Annotated in this window: 16 protein-coding genes; 5 read left to right on the top strand and 11 right to left on the bottom strand. The window is 63.5% G+C overall.

Going from position 1 to position 21776, the window contains the following annotated elements:
* Positions 1 to 31 precede the first annotated feature (31 nt).
* From NKJ58_RS23855 to NKJ58_RS23805, 11 genes are all read right to left on the bottom strand, one after another.
* The gene (locus tag NKJ58_RS23855; protein ID WP_023681790.1) at positions 32 to 877 is read right to left on the bottom strand and encodes a DUF1194 domain-containing protein; all 846 of its coding nucleotides are present in this window, start codon (positions 875 to 877) and stop codon (positions 32 to 34) included.
* A 91-nt stretch (positions 878 to 968) separates the two neighbouring features.
* The gene (locus NKJ58_RS23850) at positions 969 to 3530 is read right to left on the bottom strand and encodes a GcvT family protein (protein ID WP_023714351.1); all 2562 of its coding nucleotides are present in this window, start codon (positions 3528 to 3530) and stop codon (positions 969 to 971) included.
* Positions 3531 to 3683: 153 nt separating this feature from the next.
* Entirely contained in the window at positions 3684 to 4439 is a 756-nt protein-coding gene (locus NKJ58_RS23845; RefSeq protein ID WP_023670377.1) for an FkbM family methyltransferase, read from the bottom strand.
* Positions 4436 to 5671: a hypothetical protein gene (locus NKJ58_RS23840; protein ID WP_352853945.1), complete on the bottom strand. Its 1236-nt coding sequence runs from the start codon at positions 5669 to 5671 to the stop codon at positions 4436 to 4438. Before NKJ58_RS23840 ends, NKJ58_RS23845 begins: the two co-directional genes overlap by 4 nt.
* A 34-nt stretch (positions 5672 to 5705) precedes the next feature.
* A complete protein-coding gene (locus NKJ58_RS23835; protein ID WP_352519687.1) occupies positions 5706 to 7136 on the bottom strand; it encodes an aspartate aminotransferase family protein in 1431 nt (476 codons plus the stop codon).
* A gap of 67 nt (positions 7137 to 7203) precedes the next feature.
* Positions 7204 to 8211, bottom strand: a complete 1008-nt coding sequence (locus NKJ58_RS23830; RefSeq protein ID WP_023670374.1) for an NAD-dependent epimerase/dehydratase family protein — start codon at positions 8209 to 8211, stop codon at positions 7204 to 7206.
* Positions 8208 to 8657: an EamA family transporter gene (locus tag NKJ58_RS23825; RefSeq protein ID WP_023670373.1), complete on the bottom strand. Its 450-nt coding sequence runs from the start codon at positions 8655 to 8657 to the stop codon at positions 8208 to 8210. The genes NKJ58_RS23830 and NKJ58_RS23825 overlap by 4 nt, the downstream gene beginning before the upstream one ends.
* 124 nt (positions 8658 to 8781) lie before the next feature.
* Positions 8782 to 10134, bottom strand: coding sequence for an FAD-binding oxidoreductase (locus tag NKJ58_RS23820; RefSeq protein ID WP_023706098.1), 1353 nt, complete (start codon positions 10132 to 10134; stop codon positions 8782 to 8784).
* 3 nt (positions 10135 to 10137) lie between these two features.
* Positions 10138 to 11571, bottom strand: coding sequence for a UbiA family prenyltransferase (locus NKJ58_RS23815; RefSeq protein WP_352519664.1), 1434 nt, complete (start codon positions 11569 to 11571; stop codon positions 10138 to 10140).
* 206 nt (positions 11572 to 11777) lie between these two features.
* On the bottom strand, positions 11778 to 12041 hold the full coding sequence (locus tag NKJ58_RS23810) for a hypothetical protein (RefSeq protein ID WP_023670370.1): 264 nt from the start codon (positions 12039 to 12041) through the stop codon (positions 11778 to 11780).
* Between the two features lie 145 nt (positions 12042 to 12186).
* A complete protein-coding gene (locus NKJ58_RS23805) occupies positions 12187 to 14676 on the bottom strand; it encodes a mechanosensitive ion channel family protein (RefSeq protein ID WP_352853942.1) in 2490 nt (829 codons plus the stop codon).
* A gap of 309 nt (positions 14677 to 14985) precedes the next feature.
* Here NKJ58_RS23805 and NKJ58_RS23800 point away from each other — a divergent pair, with 309 nt between their 5' ends.
* From NKJ58_RS23800 to NKJ58_RS23780, 5 genes are all read left to right on the top strand, one after another.
* Positions 14986 to 16245, top strand: coding sequence for a sarcosine oxidase subunit beta family protein (locus NKJ58_RS23800; protein WP_352519662.1), 1260 nt, complete (start codon positions 14986 to 14988; stop codon positions 16243 to 16245).
* Between the two features lie 11 nt (positions 16246 to 16256).
* A complete protein-coding gene (locus NKJ58_RS23795) occupies positions 16257 to 16553 on the top strand; it encodes a sarcosine oxidase subunit delta (protein WP_023670367.1) in 297 nt (98 codons plus the stop codon).
* Entirely contained in the window at positions 16550 to 19561 is a 3012-nt protein-coding gene (locus NKJ58_RS23790; RefSeq protein WP_352519661.1) for a sarcosine oxidase subunit alpha, read from the top strand. Before NKJ58_RS23795 ends, NKJ58_RS23790 begins: the two co-directional genes overlap by 4 nt.
* A complete protein-coding gene (locus tag NKJ58_RS23785; RefSeq protein WP_352853940.1) occupies positions 19554 to 20171 on the top strand; it encodes a sarcosine oxidase subunit gamma in 618 nt (205 codons plus the stop codon). Before NKJ58_RS23790 ends, NKJ58_RS23785 begins: the two co-directional genes overlap by 8 nt.
* Before the next feature lie 153 nt (positions 20172 to 20324).
* Positions 20325 to 21767 (top strand): MFS transporter, encoded by a 1443-nt coding sequence (locus NKJ58_RS23780; protein WP_352519659.1) that lies wholly within the window; start codon positions 20325 to 20327, stop codon positions 21765 to 21767.
* Positions 21768 to 21776: the final 9 nt, after the last annotated feature.

The following is a 21776-nucleotide window of genomic DNA, read 5'->3' as shown; positions in this document are numbered from 1 at the left end:
GGCCCTTCACGGCAGCGTGATGATGCGAACGCTAACGCGCATCGAACATCCAGCTGCGGTCGCGCCACATCTTTTCGCCGACCTGGCAGTCGGTCGGCCGGTCCTGCGCCAGCACCACCGGCGGATGCCCGGCCTCCTCGCGCGCCCGTTGCGGCGAAGCGGCGCCGGCCAGCTCCAGCACCAGCTTGCGGCGGATGGCTTCGGGAAACTGCGTCCAGTCATTGACCGGGATCATGAAGGATCCGGGACCGCCGATGACGCAGTCGCTGTAGTAGCGGTCGAGATTGTTGACGTCATAGGCGCCGCCGAACCCGCCGCGCGTCATCAGCGGCAGGCCGTTGATGATGATGCCTTGCTTGACCACCGCGTCTCGGGTGATGTCAACGGGCGCGCCCTGGTTGTTGGGTCCGTCGCCGGAAATATCGATGACGCGCTTTGTCCCCTGAAAACCGCTTTCGGCGAAGAGATCGCTGCCGAATTCCAGCGCGCCGGAAATCGAGGTACGCCGGGCGCTGGCCGGCGCATGGGCGGAAAGCTGCGCGGCCACCCGCTCGGCATCGGCCCGGCTGGCGATCACCGTCCACGGCACGACGACCTGCTGCGTGGTCGCACCCGCCCATTCGACATAGGTGACGGCGACCTTGCCGTAGGCGCCATCGGCGATAGCCTGCAGCACATTGTCGTGCGTCAGCGCCGCCGCATAGCCGTGACGCTGGATTTCGAGTTCGCCCGGCGACATCGACAGCGACACATCGACCGCCAGCACCAGCTCGACGTCGACCGGCTCGGCGGCTTGAACCGGCGGCACCAGCCAGAGCCCCAGCGCCAGTGCGGCGCTGCCTGAAAGGAAATGTCGTGCGCAAGAAAAAGCAGACATGCCCGAAGGTAAGCGAGAATCGGTTGTTGACAAAGCGAAAAGCCCGGCGAGGTGCCGGGCTTTTCGATGTGTTGGTTGGAACCTATGACGCTCAACTCCTCGGCTTCAAATTCTCTGGATCGTAGAGCGGCTTGTAGCCGACGGCAGCCACTTCGACCGGATAGGTCTCGCCGAAATATTCGATGGCGAACTTGCGGCCTTCCTGGGCATGGGCCCAGGGCAGATAGGCGAGGCCGATGTTCTTGCCGATGGTCGGGCCGTAGGCCATCGACGTGGTGAAGGAGCGGCGGCCGAGTTCGTCGACCAGCGTCTCGCCCGTCTTCGGATCCATCACCGGCATGGTGCCCACGGGATAGCGGGCAATGCCTTTCGCATCGACGTTCTCGGTCATCACCAGCGTGCACAGGATCGCCGGCTGGTGTTCGCGGGCGCGGTATTCGACATGTTTGGCCTTGCCGCAGAAGTCGTTCTCCTTGACCTTCGGTCGGGCAAGGTCGGCCTCGAGCAGATTGTACTCGGTCAGAAGGTCGGCGTTCTGCAGGCGCAGGCTCTTTTCCATGCGCCGGGTGTTGGCATAGGTCTCGACGCCGAACGGCATGACCCCCGTTGAGCGCAGCGCGTCCCAAACGGCCAGGCCGTCTTCGTAACGCATATGCAGTTCCCAGCCCTGCTCGCCGACATAAGAGATGCGGAAGGCGGTGACGTCCTTGCCGCCGATCCTGACCGGCTTGATCGCCGCGAACGGGAAGTTCTCGAGCGAGAGACCATCCGGATTTTCGACCACTTTCTGCAGCGTCGCCCGCGCGTTCGGTCCCCAGATGCCGATAGTGACGTATTTTTCCGTCACGTCGGTGATGGTGACGTCAAAGCCTTTGTCCTGCGCGGTGCGCTGCATGTAGCGGAAGTCGCGCGGGCCGGCGTCGGCGCCGTCGATCAGGCGGCAGCGGTCGGCCATGCGGATGACGGTGAAGTCGGCGCGCACCATGCCTTCCTCGTCGAGGAAGTGGGTGTAGATACCCTTGCCGATGTTGTTGTCGCCACCGATCTTGGCCGCGCACAGCCATTCCAGCAGCGCGACATGATCCGGCCCTTCGATGTCGTACATCGAGAAATGCGAGAGGTTGACGATGCCGCAATCCTCGCTCATCGCCAGGTGCTCGGCATTGGACACCCGCCAGAAATGGCGATTGTCCCACTCGTTCTCACGTATGGGAACCCGGTTGCCATACTTCTCCAGCAGATGCTCGTTGGCGGCATAGCCATGCGCGCGCTCCCAGCCGCCCAACTCCATGAAGTAGCCGCCGAGTTCCTTCTCACGCTCCCAGAACGGCGAGCGGCGGATGTTGCGACCTTTGGAGAACGGCTCGCGCGGATGCACCGCTGGATTGTAGACCTTCATCGCCGTCTCGGTGCAGCGATCCCAGATGAACTGCTCTTTCGTCTGGTGCGGATAGAATCGGGCATAGTCGATGGCGTGATGGTCGATTTCCGTGCGGCCGTCCGTCATCCAGTCGGCGATCAGCTTGCCCATGCCGGGGCCGTCCTTGACCCAGATGGCGACGGCGTACCAGAGGCCCCTCACCTTCTGGCTCTCGCCCATGGACGGGCCGCCATCGGCGGTCACCTGCAACAGGCCGTTGAAGGAATGGCTTTCATTGTAGCCGAGTTCGCCCAGGATCGGCGTCAGCTCCATGGCGCGCTCAAGCGGCGCCAGGATCTGCTCCATGTCGAGATCGCGCTGCGACGGTGACAGCCGCGCCTGATCCTTTTCCAGCAAATCGCGCGGATGGCAGAGGCGCGGATTGGTCTCTTCGTAATAACCCCATTCGATCTGCCCGCCCTCGGCGGTCCTGGGGTCGCCGGTGTCGCGCATATAGGCCGAATTGCCTTGGTCGCGCAGCAGCGGCCAGCCGATCTCCTTGCCGGTACCGGCAAACTCATTGTAAGGCCCGAAGAAGGTCAGCGGATGGTCGATCGGCATCACCGGCAGGTCTTCGCCGACCATTTCGGCGATCAGCCGGCCCCAGATGCCGGCGCAGACGATGACATAATCGGCCATGATCGTGCCGCGGTCGGTGACCACGCCCTTGATGCGGCCTTCCTCGACAATGAGGGATTTGGCCGGCGTGTTGGCGAACGACTTCAACTTGCCCGACGCTTCCGCCTGGTCGACCAGCTTGCCGGCGACGGTCTGCGAGCGCGGGATGACCAAGCCGGCGTCCGGATCCCACAGGCCGCCCTGCACCATAGACTCTTCGATCAGCGGGAATTTTTCCTTGATCTCGGCCGGTTCGATCAGCCGGGCGCGGGTGCCGAAGGATTTTGCCGAGGCGATCTTGCGCTTGATCTCGTCCATGCGGCTTTCGTCGCCGACGCGCGCCACTTCGAGGCCGCCAATGCGGGCGTAGTGGCCCATCTTCTCGTAGAAATCGATGGAGTAGAGCGTCGTCCAGCAGGACAGGAAATCATGGCTGGTGGTGTAGCAGAAGTCCGAGGCGTGCGCGGTCGAGCCGATGTCGGTCGGAATGCCCGATTTGTCGATGCCGACAATGTCGGTCCAGCCGCGTTCGATCAGATGATGGGCGATCGATGCGCCGACAATGCCACCCAGGCCGACGATGACGACCTTCGCCTGTTTCGGAAACTCTGCCATTGCCGCGACTCCAAGGGATAAAGCAGGCGTGTCCGCGCCCGTTCGAATGGCGCACAATATGCAGAGGACGTGGATGGAGCTACCGCCTGTTTGCGACACGTCGCGGATGCGACGCGACCCGGCGCGCCGGCGTGCCGCCAGTGGCGATCTATCTCAGGCGAAGGCCCAGATGTCCTCGGCCTGGAAGCCGACCTGATAGCCTGATGTCTTCAGCTTGACCACGACCTGGCCGATTTCGGCGGCCGGCAGCGCGCCGACCTCGACCTTGATCATGCCCGGACGATAGCGCTTGAGATCGAGCTGTTCGAAGACGATCCAGTCGGCGCCCTCGCAATCGACCAGGAAGGCGTCGATATGCGTGATGCCGTTGCGGTCGAGCAGCGTCTGCAGCGTTTCCGACGGCACCTCGATATCCCTCACGTGCGGCGCGAACTTGTTGAAATTGGCGTCGTCCTCGCCCCAGGCATTCTTGCCCGACATCAGATTGGTGTCGGTGACCGACGAGCAGCCGATGAACTCGATCGGCAGCGTGCCGGCCTCGAGTGCCGCGGCATCGAAAGTGTGGACGGTGATCGTGCCCTTGGTCTTCGTCACCGCGACCGGTTCGATGACGAAGCGTTCCGTGTCGGGATAGTTGGCGCGCAACCGCTTCTGATTGTACGGGATCGGCTCGACCAGCACGGCCCGCGCCCGCGGAATGCGGTGCAGCCACGGCGTGACGTCGTCGAACAGCGCGCCGTCGCAAGCGCCGACATTGACCATCTGGAAGGCTTGCCCACCGCCAAACCGCGCCTTCAGCGCCGCCTTGGCCAGGAATTTCGTGCCACGCAACGCGGGCCCGCGATCGAGCAGGCCGGCGGGCAGGCCGAGCGAAAGGGCGATGCGCGCCAGGCCGGAAATGGAACTCATGGCTTATCTCCAGGTATGGCCTGCAAGGCGATGGGTCGCCTTCCATTCAGGCTTGCCGACGCCCACAGCGCCATGATCGGGCCGACGAGCAAAAGGTAGGGCGGCAGAAGGTTCGGGAAGTAGATGCGGGTGTCGTGGATCGGAAAGACGGTGAATTTCGCCAGCACGCCAAGCACCAGTGCTGCAAGCAGGATGCCGGCGCGACGATCGAGCCGGAAGCCGGCGCGGCCGAGCGCAAACCACGCGGCCAGCGCCAGAACCGAGACCCCGACCCAGCTGTTGATGCTGATGGCGCGAATGAAGGATGCGGTAAACGCCTTGAGATAGGCGCCAAGCGAGAACGGCGGCTCGAAGCCATCCATATTGTAGTGCTGCTCGATGCTGGAGAACCACAGATGCGGCCACCAGCCGGGATGTTGGGCCCAGTGCGAAATCGCGAAATAGGCGACGAAGGACGCGGCAAAGCCGGCCAGCGCGCCCCATGCCCGCTGCCGGAAGACCAGCAGCAGCACGGCGAAAATGGCCAGGAACACGATGTTGTCCGGCCGCGCCATGAAGGCCATGAAAAGCAGGACAGCGGTCGCTGCCTCGCGGCCGCGCACATAAGCAAGCAGCCCGCCGAGGAACAGGGCCGAGCACATCAGATCCGGAGTCGAGGCGCGCGCCGCGTCGCCGAAATCGGCCATGATCAGTACCGCGCCGGCCACCGGCGCCAGCGCCAGCGCACCTTCGGTTCGCAGCCACAGCAGCGTGATCATCCCGAACAGCAGCACCGAGACCACCTGCAGCACCCGCATCGCCTCGACCGGCGACATCACCGAACTCATCGTCGAAAGAATCTCGGCGTAGAGGAACTTGATCCGGTACATGCCAAGCAGCGAGTGAAAGTCGGCGGCATTTTGCGCCATATGGCTGCGGAAACCGCCACCATCGTCGGTCAGCGTCTTGTAGTCGGCGGCCGACACGCCGGCCTGGACCGTGCTGTAGGCGTAGTCATGCAATGCCTGCGCATCGGGATAAGCGCCCTCCCCGGCGATTGCGAGATAAGGCAGCATGTCCCAATTGGCGTCGGGCATCGTCCAGCCCATGAACGCCGTCAGCAGGATATAGAGCGAAAACGCGATCGCGCCGATTGGCGCGGCCCATCGCGCATAAGTCCCCTCGCCCCACGCCAGAGCGGCCGCGGTCAGCCGGTCGAGTGTGTTTTGCGGGGCGGGAGACTTGCTCAGCATTGTCGGACTCGGGACTTCGCTCAACGGACTTCTTTTAACGGACTTGGCTTTTGACGAAATGCTTCACGATTCCCACAATGCCGCGCGACAGCAGGCTATCGAAAGCATCGACGAAACGGTCGACATGCTCGCGCTGACAGATCAGCGGCGGCTCGAGACGGATGACGTTGCGGTTGTATTCGGTGAAGGCGACGAGCACGTCATAGTCGCGCAGCAACAGCGCGCCGACGAAGCCCGACAGCGAGCCCTTCAGCTTGTCGTCGAGGACGCTGACGATCGGACGCAGCACCATCGGCAAGGTCTGCGAGAAGTCGTGGAACTCGAGCCCGACCATAAAGCCCTTGCCGCGCACATCCTTGATGATCTTCGGGTACTTCTCCTTCAGCGCCTGCAGACGCTGCAGCAGATAGTCGCCGGTCGTGGCGGCGTTGTCGATCAGCCCCTCATCATAGAGCACGTTGATGCCCTCGATCGCGGTGACGCAGGCCTCGCCCATGCCGCCAAAGGTGGCCATGGCATGGATCATCGCCGTCTTCGGCGTGCCATAGGCCTTCATATAGACCTCGCGCCGGGCGATCATCGCGCCGACCGCCGCCTTGCCGGCGCCGAGCGATTTCGCCAGCGCCGTCACATCGGGCACGACGCCATAATGCTCGAAGGCATAGAAGCGTCCCGAACGGCCATAGCCGCACTGCACTTCGTCCGCCACCCACAACACGCCATACTGGTCGCAGAGCACGCGCAATTTCTGCCAGTATTGCGCCTCTGCCTGGATGATGCCGCCGCCGCCCTGGATTGTCTCAAGCACTATGACGCCGACCTCCGGGTCGGAGCGGAACAGCCGCTCGACCGCTTCGATATCGGCGAACGGAATGCGCACGGTGTTCTCAGCCATCTTGAAGTCCGCGCGGTAGAGCTGGCCGTCGGTGATGCCGAGCACGCCCTTGGTCTTGCCGTGGAAGGAATTCTCGGCATAGACGATTTTTGGCCTCTTCGGCCCGGCGGCGCGCTCGGCGAGCTTCACCGCCGCTTCCATCGCTTCCGAACCCGACGAGCCCAGAAACACCATGTTGAGATCGCCGGGCGAGCATTTGGCGATGTTGTGCGCAAGGGCCGATGCATATTGCGACATGAAGGCGATGGCGATTTCCTGGCGCTTCTCCTCCTGGAATTTGCGCCGGGCCTCCAGGATGCGCGGATGGTTGTGGCCGAAGGCCAGCGAACCGAAGCCGCCGAAGAAGTCGAGAATCTTGCGGCCGTTCTGGTCGATGTAGAACATGCCTTCGGCACGCTCGATCTTGATCTTGTGGAAGCCGAGCAGCTTCATGAAATGCAGCTGGCCCGGATTGAGATGCGCCTTGAACAGGTCGGTCATGCGCGCGACATCCATCGCCTTCGCCTGCTCGACGCTGATCAGGTCGGGCTTGGCGATGGCGGTAGGCGACAACGCCGGCGCGCCGACCATGGTGCGCGCGTTCGTCTGCTCAGGCTTGGCGATGACGGTCATTTCGGAGTTCTCCTGGTCGTCCCACTTATTCGGCGGGGACATGATTGGCGGTGACGGCAAGCCCGTCTTTCTTGGCGCGGTATTCGCTGTAGGCGGCGATCAGCATGTCCTCGTCGCGATATTGCGGCACCCAGCCGAGCTGGCGCTCGGCCTTGGATACGTCGAGCACGCACTCCTCATCGGCGATCAGATATTGTTCGGGATCCATGATCGGCATGTTCATGAGATCGAGCAGGTCGAGAGTGCGCTTGACCGCCCAGCCCGGCGTCGGGATCAGCAGCGATTTCGAGCCGGCATGCTTGATCAGGTCGCCCAGCAATTTCTTCACCGGCGGCGGATTGAGGGAGCCCAGATTATAAGCCTGGTTGGGCACGCCTGCCTTCCAGGCCGAGCGGGCAGCTTCCGCGCAATCGAACACCGAGATGAACTGATAGGGGTTCTTGCCCGAGCCGATCATCGGCACAGGAAAATTCCAGTCGATCAGTTTGAACAGCTTTTCCAGGATCCCGAGCCGGCCGGGACCGATGATCAGACGCGGGCGAAACAGCGAGATCGACATGCCGCGCTTGCGCCATTGCGCGGCGAGTTCCTCGGTCTTCTGCTTCGACCAGCCATATTCGCCGAGCGGCGCGACCGGATGTTCCTCGGTCATCGGCTGGGTGACCGTATGGCCGTAGATCATGTCGGTGGTGTAGTGGACGAGCTTGGACGCGCCGGCCTTGTCCATTGCCTGCATGATGTGTTCGGTGCCGTGGAAATTCACCGGAAAGAAGAAGTCGTGACGCTTGGCCCGCACCTGGATCGGCGACAGCATTTTGGCCGACAGGTTGTAGATCATGTCGTCGGCCTTCAATCCGATGTTGGCCACCGAGGCCGTATCCGTGACATCGCAGGTGACGAAGCGAACGTTGCGATAGTGCGTCAGGTCGCTCTTGACGATGTCGGCAACGACAACCTCTTCACCATCGGCCACAAGCTTCGGGGCAAGATGACGGCCGACGAAGCCGTCGCCGCCGAAAATAACATGTCTCATCGAACGATCTCGTTTGTCTGGATCTTGTCGGGGATGATGGAAGCGGTTTGGTCGTCATGCCCGCGCCCGCCCAAGTCTCGACCGCTTTGCGCGATCAGCACGGTGCCGACGCAGATGAAGGCGATGCCGGCAATGCGCCAGGCATTGAGGTCCTCGCGGAAGATGAAATAGGCGAAGATCGCAACCGCGACATAGGCAAGGCTGAGGAACGGATACGCAAAGCTGAGCTCGACCTTGGACAGCACATAGAGATGCGAAGCCATCGAGATGACGAAGGTGCACAGGCCGAGAAACACCCATGGGCTGAAAACGACCTGCAACAGCCTCAACAGCGGATTGGTGCCTTCGAACGAAATCGGCCCGAGTGACATCATGCCTTGCTTCAGCATCAGCTGCGCGGCGGCATTGGTCATGACCGTGAACAGAATGAAGACGATGTATTTCATATTTTGCACCCGCCACTCGCAACGGTCGTATTACGAACCTGCAAACATTTCATGAAGTCACGACAATGCTTTGAGTAAACCACGGAAATTACGATCTATTCACCATGACTTATTCGGATTGTACCTATTCAGCTGCCTCGACACGCCCTGGCCGGACGTTGAGCTTTTTCGCCGTCCGCAGCCAGAAACTGGACACGAACGCCGGGTCGCGCAGCGCTTCAAGCCGCTGCCAATTCGGGAAGGAGGCCGCGAAAGTATCAGCGCCCATGCGCGCATCCTTGTACGGGTTGACCGCGCCGCCGGCCGCGACCGTGATGCCGTCGAGTTCGCTGAGCAGGGCCAGCGTCCTGTCGCCGCGATTGGGGAAATCCAGCGTCAACGTGAAGCCTGGCCGCGGAAAAGACAGCAGCCCCGGCGAGCGGATCGAGCCGAAGCGCTTCAACACGGTGAGGAAAGAGCCCTGCCCGGCCCGTCGCGCCGCCTCGAGCAGCGCCGGCACGGTCTGGCGCGCGACATTTTCCGGCACCAAGCTCTGGTGCTGGTAGAGACCTTTCGGGCCATACAGCCGATTCCAGTCGCCGACACCATCAAGCGGAAAGAAAAAGCCCTGGTAGCCGGTTTGGCTCGGCCCCGGCGAGCGCCCCTTCTTCCACCGATAGGCGGCGTTGAAGGCGGTGAGGAACGGCCGGTTGAGCACATTGAACGGCGGCTGGAACGGCACTGAAAAACGGGAGCCGGCGCGAGACGCCGCATGCGAGCCATACTCGGCATGATTGCCTGTCAACAACAGGCCGCGCCCGCGGCCATGGCCGCCGGCAAGCTGGTCGATCCAGGCGACGGCATATTCATTGGCCTGGTCGGCGGCCTCGGCCAGTTCGAAGAATTCGCCGAGATCGGCAAACCGCGTTACCTTCTCGGCGATATCGAGCGAATGCACCCGCATCAGCCGGATCGAGGCCGACAGGATCAGGCCGGTCAGCCCCATGCCGCCGATCGTCGCCGCAAACAGCCTTGCATTGTCGGTTGCCGAGCAGGTGTAGGTCCGCCCGTCCGAGCGCAGCAGCGTGAACGACTCGACATGGCAGCCAAAGGTGCCGCGCCGGTGATGGTTCTTGCCATGGACGTCATTGGCGATCGCGCCGCCAAGGGTGACGAACTGGGTGCCTGGGACGACAGTCGGAAAGAAACCGTAAGGTGCAGTGTGCGCAATGATATCGGAGAGGAACACGCCGGCCTCCGCCTCGAGCAGGCCGGTCTCGGCATTGAAGGCGCCGATGCGGTTCAGCGGCCGCATGTCCACGACCGCACCTGGCCCGTTCTGGCAGGAATCACCGTAGGAGCGGCCATTGCCATAGGCGAGCAGAGCGTTCTTTGTCGCCTTGCCGCTTCGCATCAGCGCGATGGCATCGTCGGCCGCGATGGCTCGCTTTGCGGCCGGCGTGGCGAGGCCAAAACTCCGGTACCGTTCGCCGGCCATGCCCTACCAGCCTCCCGCGACCAGAAGGGCGGCGCCGATCACCACGACGATCTGGCTTCGCCAGTCGCGAATGATGAAGATGACCGGATCATCATTCATCTCGTTGCGGCGCGCCAGGATCCAGACCCGCATGGTCAAATACAGCACGATCGGCGCCAGCGGCCAGACCAGCCTGGGATGCGGATAGAGTTCGCGCACGGAGACGCTGTCCATGTAGAGCGCCAGCACCAGCGCCGAGGAGAAGGCCGACGCCATGCCCGCCTGGGCGACGATCTCCTGATCTTCGATGCGGTAGCCGCGACCGGCAATGCGCTCGCCCACCGGAATGGCTGTGGTGCGCAGTTCGACATAGCGCTTCACCAGCGCCAGCGACAGGAAGAAGAAAATCGAGAAGGCGAGCAGCCAGAACGAGACTTCGACCCCGGTCGCCGCAGCACCTGCCAGCACACGCACTGTGTAGAGCCCCGCCAGCGTCAGTACGTCGGCCAGGAGCATGCGCTTGAACGACAGCGAATAGGCTGTGGTCACCACCAGATAGCCGGCGAGCACGCCCAGGAACTCGATCGGCAACAGAAGCCCGGCGGCGATGCCGATCGTCAGCAGAGCGGCCATCGCGCCGAGACCGAACGGTATCGACAGCGCGCCGCTGGCGAAAGGCCGGTTGCGTTTGGTCGGGTGCTTGCGGTCAAGCGCAAGGTCGAAGAAATCGTTGAGGATGTAGATGGCGGAAGCCACGGCGCTGAAGGAGACGAACGCCAGCAGGCATTGCCAGATCATGTTGATGTTGAAGTATTCATGCGACAGCACCATCGGCACCGCTATCAGCGAATTCTTCAGCCACTGATGCACCCGCAGCATCTTGACGAATGTCTTCAATGTCCTTTTCGGCGCCGGCATCCTTTCGGCGCTATGCGCGGCCTGCCAGCGCTTCGCATGGCGGTCGGGCGCCACCACGATGGCGTTGCGTGCGGCTCCGAAAACCTTGAGGTCGTGCCGGCTGTTGCCGGCATAGTCGAAACCGCCGTCGCCATAGGCGGCGATAAGCGCGTCGCGCTTGCGGCCCGAGGTCATGTTGTGGGGACCGTCGGTCGCCAGCACATAGTCGAAGACGCCCAGATGCGCGGCGATCGTCTCGGCGAACTTGCGTGGCGTACCGGTCGCCAGCACGATCTTGCGTCCGTCGCTATGGTCGGCGAGCAGCCGCTGCAGCAGCGCTTCGCGATAGGGCAGCGAGGCCGGATCGATGTCGATGCGGTCGGCGATGGCTTGTTTCAGCCGCGCCGGGCCGGCGGCCAGCCAGAACGGAACCAGGAAAACATAGAGCGGATTCTTCTTGAGCAGGATGAACAGGCCTTCCCAAAGAAGATCGGTCGCAATCAGCGTGCCGTCGAGGTCGACCGCAAGCGGGATTGCGTTCTTGTCCGACCGCGCATCCATGTCCGTTCTGCCCTATTCATAACCGGTTGCGCCGTGTTTCGGCGTCTTCGCACCGGTATAGCGGCGGAACGGCGTATTGAACGTTAAAACGCACGGTTGCAGCCGGTAGGCGCCACGATATTTCCCGCGTCATTGTTAAGCAATCGCTACCGCGGACAATAAAAGGCCGGGCATTGCCCGGCCTCTACTACATCTGCTTGCCGACTTTACTTGATGCGGGCAACGCCACCCGAGATTTCGACCGTTTCCGAGCCGGTCAGGGCCTCGAGGTCACCATTGGGCAAGGTGACGAAACAGCCGTTCGGGCAGAATTCCACCGTTTCGCCGGCGGCCAGCGCCAGCTCCGTCTTGCCGCCGCCTTCGGTCACGATCAGCGTACGGGTCTCAGCATCCTTGTTGACTGCGCTGGCGGCAAAGGCCGAGCCACTCGCTGCGGTAAGAGCAATGGCGACGACGAGCGACTTCCACATTTTGCAATATCGGTGTTTCCACACCGCCTCTGTTGCATTTCGCAAGGCATTCTCGCCTTTGCATGTGAGCTTATATGAGATGCAAGCTGAACCGCAACTGAATGCCGCATTCATGCCGCAATTGGTTTGGGAGGAGCTTGGGGCCTTAGCTGGGATCGGGTTTGCGGGCCTTGCGACCAGTTTTGGCCAGCCGCTTCGCCTCGGCGGCGGCTCTGGCCTCCGCCTGCTCCTTCTCGGCGAACTCGACCTCGATCTTGTCGTCGTCGATCGGCCATGCGTCGGTCTTCTTGACCTTGACCTCGGCGCGCGGCGTCGAGGGGATTTCTATGTGCTCGGCGTCAAAAGCATCGAGAACGGCAAAGCGGATATCGTTCTGAACGATGGCGCCGTTCAGCACATCGGCCAGGAACACGCGGATCTCGAACTCGAGTGCTGCCGGCCCGAAATTGGTGAACAGCACGAAGGGTTCCGGGTTCTTCAGCACCAGCGCATGGCCGCGCGCAATCTCAAGCAGAACCGCGTGTACCCGCTTGACGTCGCTGCCATAGGCGACCCCGACCTTGATCTCCACACGTCCGAGCTTGTTGCGGTGCGTCCAGTTGCCGACGGCGTTGTTGATGAGGTTCGAATTGGGCAGGATCACCGATTGCCGCTGGAAGGTCTCGATTTCGGTGGCGCGCACGCTGATCTTCTTGACCGTGCCTGATGTGTCGCCGGCGACGATCCAGTCGCCGACCTTGAACGGCCGCTCGGCGAGAAGGATCAGGCCCGACACGAAGTTGGACACGACATTCTGCAGGCCAAAGCCGATACCCAGCGAGAGTGCGCCGGCAACGAGCGCCAAATTGGAAAGATCGATGCCCGCCGCCGAGATGCCGACGAGGCCGGCGAGCGCGACGCCGGCATAGCCGACCGCCAGCCGGATCGAGTTGCGCACGCCGGTATCGACCTTGCCGCGCGCCATAACCGAGCCGTCGAGCCAGCCCTGGAACCAGCGGGTCAGGAAATAGCCGATGATGAAGACGACGATGCCGGTGAGGATGCCGGTGACCGAAATCGTCACCGAACCGACGGTGACGCCTGTCGCCAATTTATAGCCCCAGGCCTGGATATCGCCGGGCTGGAAGCCCCACATCAACAGGATCAGCGGCAGGAACACCAGCACGATCATCAGGTTGATGGCGACGCTGACGACGAGGCCGAGCTGGTCGAGCGCGGTGTCCTCATAGCTGGAGTTGGTCTTCAGCCAGCGCCCAATCGAGGTGCCGGCGAAACCACCCTCCTCGCCGATCTCGCGCGCCGACAGGAAGCCGATATAGGCGGTAAGCAGGATGGTGCCGGTGACCACGACCTGCAACGAGACGAAGATGGCAAGACCGATATAGCCGAACAGCGCCGCCGCAATCGTGAACAGGCCGAGCGCGACACAGGTGTAGCGCAGCCAGGCCGGCCAGCGGCGCCAGCGCCCAGCGACGTCCTTGTAAGGCTTCAGCAGCGCCATCAGGATCAGGATGACCCCGACGATCACGGTGGCGACAAAACTCCTGGCCACCGTCAGCGACAGAGGCGAGCCCATCTTGTCGTTGACGATCGACAGGAAATTGTTGATGCCGATGACGACTGCCATGGCCGTCGTCAGCCGCACCAGCCAACGCGCCGGGCCGGTCTCGACCTGGATCAGGCGCCAGTTCGGCATGCTGGGCGACAGCGCCGCATTGGTCAGGCGGTTGACACAGAACACTATGGCGATGACGGCTGCCAGAGCGTTGAGGAACACGCCTATGTCGCCGCGCAGCACATTGTAATAATTGTACAGGAACACCGTCGAGGCGAGGAAGGCGCTGACCGCCAGCGTCGGCAGCAAGGTCGACCAGAACGCCACCGACAGGCGACTGAGATACGTCGGATCTTCAACCGACGCGTCGGCCTCGAAGATGCGCCCAAACAGGCGGCGCCCACCGACCAGAAGCACCACGGCCAACGCGAGCGCCATGAGGGTCGCCGCGAGCATCGCCTGGAACTTGAACTTGAAGGCAAAGCTCAGCCAGGACGACACCGCCCTGTAAAGATTGGCGTATTCGTCCCTGGCGTCGGAAAACACTTGCGGGCTCAGTGCATCGGACAGCACGTAGCGCTTGGTCAGCCCGCTGCGAAACAGCTCGCTGCGCATATTGCCGATCTTCTCGATCAGCGCATTGATGCGGATCGACAGGTTCTGCGCGCCGGCGATGACGGCGTTGATCTCCGCCTTTTCCGACGCCAGCGCCTGGCGCTCGCCGGTCACGATGTCCGGTTCAGGGGGCTGTCCGGCAGCCGGCGGTGCGCCAAGCTGCTCAAGCCTCGAATTGATCTCTCCCAGCCGCGAACGAAACGCCAGCGCGCTATTCAGCGCAGCGCGCGACAGCTCTTCCAGCTGCAGGCGGATTTCGACAAGGGTGGTGTCGTCGACGCCGTCCTCCTGGACTTTCTTCTCCAGAGCGTCGGTCTTCGTCGTCAAACCCTGCAGGATTTTCTGCTGGTCGGCGACCAGCCCGGCAGGCGCCTGGCCCAGCCCCTGCGCCATGGCGCCGAACGAATGCGGCGCCAAGGCAACGAGCGCTAGGACCAGGATCAGGCGAAAGAAGCGAAAAAGCATAATGGTGGCGACTCAAGGGCGGCAAGGCCGCTTCTAAAGCGGTCCTTGATAGAGACGCTCATCCCGTGGGGCAAGTCGTGGCGAAGTCATCGCAGTTGGGCGCCTTGCGGGAGTCGGCCAGTCGAAAAGCCATGGCGCAATCTTGGCTTTGCGCCCGCCGCCTGCTCTATAGTCTGCCGCATCGCGCCGAGCCGGAAGGTTTCAGGTCTGTCCGACCTGAAACCTTCCGGCTCTAGAAATCAAAGATATAGAGCATGATGTCGTCCGAAAAACACTTTTCGGCATCATGCTCTAGGGATGACATGAAGAATGGCGGAATATTCAGCCCTTTCGCTTCTCACGAACGCGCTCAAGGGAAACAAGGACTGGAAGCCGGCCTGGCGCAAGCCCGACCCCAAGGCTTCCTATGACGTCATCATCATCGGTGGCGGCGGCCACGGCCTGTCGACGGCGTACTATCTGGCCAAGGAGCACGGCATCACCAATGTCGCGGTGCTGGAAAAGGGCTGGCTGGGTTCCGGCAATGTCGGCCGCAACACCACGGCGGTGCGCTCCAACTACCTTTTGCCGTCCAACACCCGCTTCTACGAACATTCGATGAAGATGTGGGAGAACCTTTCGCACGACCTCAACTACAACGTCATGTTCTCGCAGCGCGGCTGCCTGAACCTGGCTCACACCCCGGGCCAGTTCGACGACTTGGCAAGGCGCGGCAACGCCATGCGCCATCTCGGCGTCGATGCCGAGCTGATGAGCACCGCCGAGATCGCGCGCCTGGTCCCGGCGCTGGACATGTCGGCCTCCGCGCGCTTTCCCATCGTCGGCGGCCTGATGCAGCCGCGCGCCGGCACCGCCCGTCACGATGCGGTTGCCTGGGGCTATGCCCGCGGCGCCGACCGACGCGGCGTCGACATCGTCGAGAATTGCGAGGTCACCGGCTTCCTGCGCGACGGCGACCGCATCACCGGCGTGCAGACGACGCGCGGAGAGATCCGCGCCAAGAAGGTCGCCGTGGCCGTTGCCGGCAGCACCGGACGGGTGATGCAGCTTGCCGGCATCGACAGGATGCCGATCGAGAGCCATGTACTGCAGGCCTTCGTCACCGAATCGCTGAAACCCTTCATCGACACGGTGCTTACCTTCGGCATGGGTCATTTCTACATGTCGCAGTCCGACAAGGGCGGCCTTGTCTATGGCGGCGATATCGACGGCTACAACAGCTACGCCCAGCGCGGTAATCTGCCCATCGTCGACGAGGTCATGAGCGAGATGCTGGCGCTGTTTCCCGGCCTTGCGCGTGTACGCATGCTGCGCTCCTGGGGCGGCGTCTGCGACATGTCGATGGACGGTTCGCCGATCATCACCACCGGCCCGCTGCCCGGCATGTATCTCAACTGCGGCTGGTGCTATGGGGGCTTCAAGGCCACGCCGGCCTCGGGCTGGTGCTTCGCATACACCATCGCCAAGGACGAACCGCACGCGTTCAACGCGCCGTTCACGCTCGACCGTTTTTATCGCGGCCTGGTGATCGACGACAAGGGCCAGGGCGCAACGCCCCGGCTGCATTAGGGTTCAAACAAATGCTTATCACTTGTCCCTATTGCGGCCCGCGCGACGTCATCGAGTTCACCTATCAGGGCGACGGCAACCGCGAGCGCCCGCAGCCCAACTCGCAGGACCTCGACGCCTGGAACGCCTATGTCTACGATCGGCTGAACCCGGCCGGCGACCACAATGAGATCTGGCAGCATTCGGGCGGCTGCCGCACCCATCTGAGGATGGTGCGCAACACGGTCACGCATGAGATTTCCAGCACCGGTTTCGCCCGCGGCGACCACAATGCCGCCGCCCGGCACAAGGCCGGAGGCAAGTCGTGAGCCCGCGCCGCACCGAGACCGGCGGCCGCGTCGACCGCATGCGCACCATCCGCTTCACCTTCGACGGCACGCCCTACACCGGCCATGGCGGCGACACGCTGGCCTCGGCGCTGCTTGCCAACGGCGTCACGCTTTTCGGCCGCTCGTTCAAATACCACCGCCCGCGCGGCCTGCTCTCGGCCGGCGTCGAGGAACCGAACGCGCTGGTGACGGTGCTGCGCGGCGAAGTGCGCGAGCCCAACATCGCCGCAACCATGGTCGAGATCTATGACGGGCTGGTGGCCGTCAGCCAGAACCGCTTTCCCTCGCTCGCCTGGGACATCAACGCCGTCAACCAGCTCGGCGGCAAGATCCTGGCCGCCGGCTTCTACTACAAGACCTTCATGGGCCCTGTCTTCGGCCCCCTGAAAGGCACCCGCTTCTGGATGTTCTGCGAGCATTTCATCCGCCGCGCCGCCGGCCTGGGCCGCGCCGGTATTGCCGCCGACACCTCGCGCTACGAGCGCATGAACGCGTTTTGCGACGTGCTGGTGGTCGGCTCCGGCCCGGCCGGCCTGTCAGCCGCCAAGGCCGCTGCCGACCAGGGCGCGCGCGTCATCCTGGCCGAACTCGAGCCGCGTTTCGGCGGCTCGGCCAACTGGTCCGGCGAGGCCATCGACGGCGCGCCGGCCGCCGACTGGGCGGCGCGCGCCGTCAGCCAGCTCGAAGGCCATGACACGGTCCGCCTGCTGCCGCGCACCACGGTGTGGGGCTATTACGACGGCAACACGCTAGCCGCGCTCGAGCGCGTCACCGACCACAAGGAAACGCCCGGCAAGGGCGAGCCGCGCCATCGCTACTGGGCGATCCGCGCCAAGACGGTGGTGCTGGCCACCGGCTCTTTCGAGCGGCCGCTTGTGTTCCCCGGCAATGACCGGCCGGGCGTCATGCTGGCGCATGCCGCCGAGCGCTATGCCAACGATTATGGCGTGCTGCCCGGCGACAGGATCGCGCTGTTCACCAACAATGACAGCGCCTATCGCTCGGCGCTGGCGCTGAGGAAGGCCGGGGCGGCTATTGTCGCCATCGTCGATGTGCGCCCCGAGCTTTCGGCCGAAATGCGCAGCCTCGCCACCGAGGCCGAAGCCGAAATCCTCTCCGGCCATGCCGTGGTCGCCACCGAAGGCGGCAAGGCGCTCTCCGGCCTCAAGGTGCAGCGCTTCGACATGACCTCGGGCGCGCTCAGCGGTGACGCCCGCAGCATCCACGCCGATAGCCTGCTGATGTCGGGCGGCTGGTCGCCGACCATCCACCTCGCCAGCCAGGCTGGCGCGAGAGCCGAGTGGAATCCTGCCCGCCAGGCCTTCCTGCCGCCAAAGCAAACGCAACAGCGCTGGCCAAATCAGCAATGGATTGGTGCGGGTGCTTTCAACGGCAGCTTCTCGACCATCGAAGCGATCACTGAGGGCCGCGCAGCCGGCCTGTCCGCAGCGGGCGGAGCGGCTGCGCCGGCAGCCTTGCCGGATGTCGAAGCAGCCCCGGGAAACCCAGATCCGGCCCCGGTGTTCGAGATCAAGGCGAAAGGCAAAAGCTTCGTCGACTTCCAGCATGATGTCACCGCCGAGGACGTGCGGCTGGCGCATCGCGAAGGCTTCGTCTCGGTCGAGCACCTGAAGCGCTACACCACGCTCGGCATGGCGACGGACCAGGGCAAGAATTCCAACGTGCCGGGTCTCGCCATCATGGCCGAGGCGCTGGGCAAACCGATCCCCGAAGTCGGCACGACCCGCTTCCGCCCGCCCTATTCGGCGGTCTCCATCGGCTCGCTCGCGGCCGAGCGCTTCGGCGATCTGAAACCCGAGCGCCTGACGCCCATGCATGACTGGCACCTCGCCAATGGCGCAACGATGTATTCCGCTGGCCTCTGGTATCGACCAATGATCTACGGCCTTGCCGGCGAGACGGTCGAGCAGGCCTATGTCCGCGAAGCCAGGGCGACGCGCGAAAGCGCCGGCATTGTCGACGTCTCGACGCTGGGCAAGATCGCCGTGCAGGGACCGGATGCCGGTGAATTCCTCGACCGCGTCTACACCAACATGTTTTCCACCCTCCCCGTCGGCAAGGCCCGCTACGGCCTGATGCTGCGCGAGGATGGGCTGGCCTTCGACGACGGCACCACATGGCGGCTTGGCGTACAGGATTTCCTGATGACGACCACCACGGCCAACGCCGGCAAGGTGATGCAGCATCTGGAATATTTCCTCGACGTCATCTGGCCGGAACTCAAAGTGCATGTCACCTCGGCAACCGACGAATGGGCGGGCGCGGCCATCGGCGGGCCGAAGGCGCGGGCCATCCTCGCCGCCTGTGTCACGGGCACCGCCGTCGACAACACAGCCCTGCCCTTCATGGGCATCGTGCGCGGCGAGATATCAGGCGTGCCGGTGATGATTTGCCGGCTGTCCTTCTCCGGAGAAATGGCCTTCGAGATCTATTCCGGCGCCGGCTACGGCACCCATGTCTGGCAAGCCCTTGTCGAAGCCGGCAAGCCGTTCGGCCTGGTCACCTACGGGCTGGAGGCGTTGGGCACGATGCGCATCGAAAAGGGCCATGTCACCGGCGCGGAGATCGACGGCCGCACCACGGCGCGCGACCTGCATCTCGACTGGATGCTGTCGAAGAAGAAGCCGTTCATCGGCTCGGCGATGATGGACCGCGAAGGCCTGATCGCGCCCGAGCGGCTGCAGCTGGTCGGTCTGGTCTCGCTCGACAATCGGCCGTTCAATGGCGGAGCCCACCTCGTCGAGGAACTGGACGAAGCCAATCCGCACGACTCCATCGGCCATATCACCGCCTGCTGCTACTCGCCGGCGCTGGGCAAGCACATCGCGCTGGCTTTGGTCGAGGGCGGCAAGGCGCGCCATGGCACCCGGGCATTCGTCTCCGATCCGCTGCGCAAGCGGTTCGGGCCGGTCGAAATCGTCTCCAACCATTTCTACGACCCGGACGGGAGCCGCATGCATGGCTGAGCGCCAATCACGTGAACGCCAGCCACCCGAGCGGCTCTCGCCGCTCGAGCCGGTGTTCCATCCGGGTTCGCACGGCAACTTCGAGCATGGCGTCGATGTCATTCTGACCGAAATCAGGCCAGGCTCGATTCTGCAGCTGGCCGCATGGCCGGGCGCGGAAAAGCAGCTGATCGAAGCGATCCGCAAGGTCACCGGCCTAGATTTGCCCGATGGCGCCGGCGGCGGCGTTGTCAAGGACGGCAAGGCCGCGTTCGGTTTCGCGCCTGGAAAATTCACCGCCGTCGACGATGCCGAGGGCCTGGCGACGCGTTTTGCCGGGGACGTAACCCCGGCAATCGGCACGATCACCGACCTGTCGCATGGCCGCACCGCTATCCGCATCGCCGGCCCTAAGGCCGAATGGGTGCTGGCGAAATTCTTCGCCATCGACTTTGCGCTGCCCGCCTTCCCGATCGGCTCCGGCCGTTCGACCACCCATCACGACATCTTTGCGCAGATCCAGCGCACCGGCACCGACCAGTTCGACATCTATGTCTTCCGCTCCTTCGCCCGCTCGTTCTGGAAGGCGCTCTGCCATGCCAGCGAGGAGGTCGGCTACGAGGTTCAGTAGGGCCGACAGCCGTTCTGGCCTCAAGGCCAGCCGGTTCTGCCGCTAGAGAATGCTCCAATGGAAGCCCATGGTGGGGAACGTGGCCCAACCGGCCCAGGGGATCAAAAAGCTCCCGTCTCAGAGTCGGCATCGTCGTTTGGTTCGAACATCCCCATGACCGCAGAACTATCCGCCGGCGCCACGGATCGCGCCGATGTGTCGGCCAGAGCCTTGCTCCTGCTGCCGCTGACGGTCGCCTGCGGTGTGTTCATGACGAGCCTCGACCAGAATGTCGTGGTCACCGCCCTGCCCGGCATCAGCGACAGCCTCGGCCGGCCGCCGAGCCAGCTCGGCCTGTTGATCACCGTCTATGTCGCCAGCCTGATCATCTCGATGCCGCTCGGCGGCTGGGCCGCCGACCGCTTCGGCTTGCGCAACGTTTACTGCTTCGCCTTGCTGGTGTTCGCCGCGTCATCGGCGCTGTGCGGATTGTCCAACGACATCTGGACGCTGGTCGGCGCCCGCGCGCTGCAAGGCTTCGGCGGCGCCTTGATGGGGACGCTCGGCCAGGTCGTCATCCTGTCGACCTTCCCGCGCAGCCGCACGCTGAAGATCAACATGTATATTTCGCTGGCCGGCCAGTCCGGACCGCTGGTCGGCCCGCTGGTCGGCGGCGCGCTGACGACCTACATTTCCTGGCGCTGGATCTTCTTCATCAACGTGCCGTTCGCGCTGGCGGCGGCCGTGCTTGCCGCCTCGCTGTTTCCGACCGTTACCAAACCGGTGCGCACGCCGTTCGATTTCCCGGGCTTCCTGCTGGTCGGCAGCGGCATGGTCCTGCTGGTCTTCGGCATGGATTCGCTTGCGGCCAAAGACGCCGCCGGCAGCATGATCGCGGCCGAGCTGGCGCTGGCGATCGTCATCCTGACGCTTGCCTCCTTCTACTGCCTGCGCGCCCGCAACCCCTTGCTTGACCTGAAACTCCTGCGCATCCGCACCTTTCGCATCTCATTCCTCACCGGTGGTGGGCTGGACACGATCGGCCTGAGCTCGGTCGTTTTCCTTTTGCCGCTGATGTTCCAGCTCGGCTTCGGCATGAGCGCGGTGCAGGCGGGATCGCTGACTTTCGTCGCCGCAATCGGCTCGCTGATCATGCGTGTGTTCATGCCGCGCCTGCTCAACCGTTTCGGCTTTCGCCGCGTGCTGGTCATCAACACGCCGATCGTTGCTGCCATGGTAGCGGGCTTCGCCTTGATTGAGGCGACAACGCCGGTTTGGATCGTGCTAGCCTATATCTTTGCCTTCGGCGTTCTGCGCTCGGCGCAGTGGGCTTCGACCGGCAATCTCGCCTATTCCGACATCGCGCCCGACCAGCTCGCCCGCTTTAGCGCGCTCTACTACATACTGTGGCAGTTGGGGGTGGCGATCAGCGTCGGCCTGGCGGCGGCGCTGTTGTCGTTCCTGGCTGGCGGCGGGCCGGCGGTGACCAGCGATTTCCGCATCCTGTTCGTGGTCGAGGGCGTCATCACGTTGTGCGCGCTGATCGCCTATCTCAGACTGACACCGCAGGACGGTGCCCATGTCAGCGGCCATGGCGCGCAGATGAACGTGGAATAAGGCCCCGGT

Origin of the sequence: Mesorhizobium sp. M0139, assembly GCF_040322455.1 — a bacterium.
In the GTDB taxonomy this organism is placed as follows: domain Bacteria; phylum Pseudomonadota; class Alphaproteobacteria; order Rhizobiales; family Rhizobiaceae; genus Mesorhizobium.
The sequence above is the reverse complement of the archived record's forward strand: the minus strand, read 5'-3'. Positions and strand labels throughout refer to the sequence as shown.

What these genes read in the sequence shown, in the direction of transcription:
- NKJ58_RS23855 (WP_023681790.1), bottom strand. Translation starts at nt 877, where the DNA reads ATGTCTGCTTTTTCTTGCGCACGACATTTCCTTTCAGGCAGCGCCGCA.
- NKJ58_RS23850 (WP_023714351.1), bottom strand. Translation starts at nt 3,530, where the DNA reads ATGGCAGAGTTTCCGAAACAGGCGAAGGTCGTCATCGTCGGCCTGGGT.
- NKJ58_RS23845 (WP_023670377.1), bottom strand. Translation starts at nt 4,439, where the DNA reads ATGAGTTCCATTTCCGGCCTGGCGCGCATCGCCCTTTCGCTCGGCCTG.
- NKJ58_RS23840 (WP_352853945.1), bottom strand. Translation starts at nt 5,671, where the DNA reads ATGCTGAGCAAGTCTCCCGCCCCGCAAAACACACTCGACCGGCTGACC.
- NKJ58_RS23835 (WP_352519687.1), bottom strand. Translation starts at nt 7,136, where the DNA reads ATGGTCGGCGCGCCGGCGTTGTCGCCTACCGCCATCGCCAAGCCCGAC.
- NKJ58_RS23830 (WP_023670374.1), bottom strand. Translation starts at nt 8,211, where the DNA reads ATGAGACATGTTATTTTCGGCGGCGACGGCTTCGTCGGCCGTCATCTT.
- NKJ58_RS23825 (WP_023670373.1), bottom strand. Translation starts at nt 8,657, where the DNA reads ATGAAATACATCGTCTTCATTCTGTTCACGGTCATGACCAATGCCGCC.
- NKJ58_RS23820 (WP_023706098.1), bottom strand. Translation starts at nt 10,134, where the DNA reads ATGGCCGGCGAACGGTACCGGAGTTTTGGCCTCGCCACGCCGGCCGCA.
- NKJ58_RS23815 (WP_352519664.1), bottom strand. Translation starts at nt 11,571, where the DNA reads ATGGATGCGCGGTCGGACAAGAACGCAATCCCGCTTGCGGTCGACCTC.
- NKJ58_RS23810 (WP_023670370.1), bottom strand. Translation starts at nt 12,041, where the DNA reads ATGTGGAAGTCGCTCGTCGTCGCCATTGCTCTTACCGCAGCGAGTGGC.
- NKJ58_RS23805 (WP_352853942.1), bottom strand. Translation starts at nt 14,676, where the DNA reads ATGCTTTTTCGCTTCTTTCGCCTGATCCTGGTCCTAGCGCTCGTTGCC.
- NKJ58_RS23800 (WP_352519662.1), top strand. Translation starts at nt 14,986, where the DNA reads ATGGCGGAATATTCAGCCCTTTCGCTTCTCACGAACGCGCTCAAGGGA.
- NKJ58_RS23795 (WP_023670367.1), top strand. Translation starts at nt 16,257, where the DNA reads ATGCTTATCACTTGTCCCTATTGCGGCCCGCGCGACGTCATCGAGTTC.
- NKJ58_RS23785 (WP_352853940.1), top strand. Translation starts at nt 19,554, where the DNA reads ATGGCTGAGCGCCAATCACGTGAACGCCAGCCACCCGAGCGGCTCTCG.
- NKJ58_RS23780 (WP_352519659.1), top strand. Translation starts at nt 20,325, where the DNA reads ATGACCGCAGAACTATCCGCCGGCGCCACGGATCGCGCCGATGTGTCG.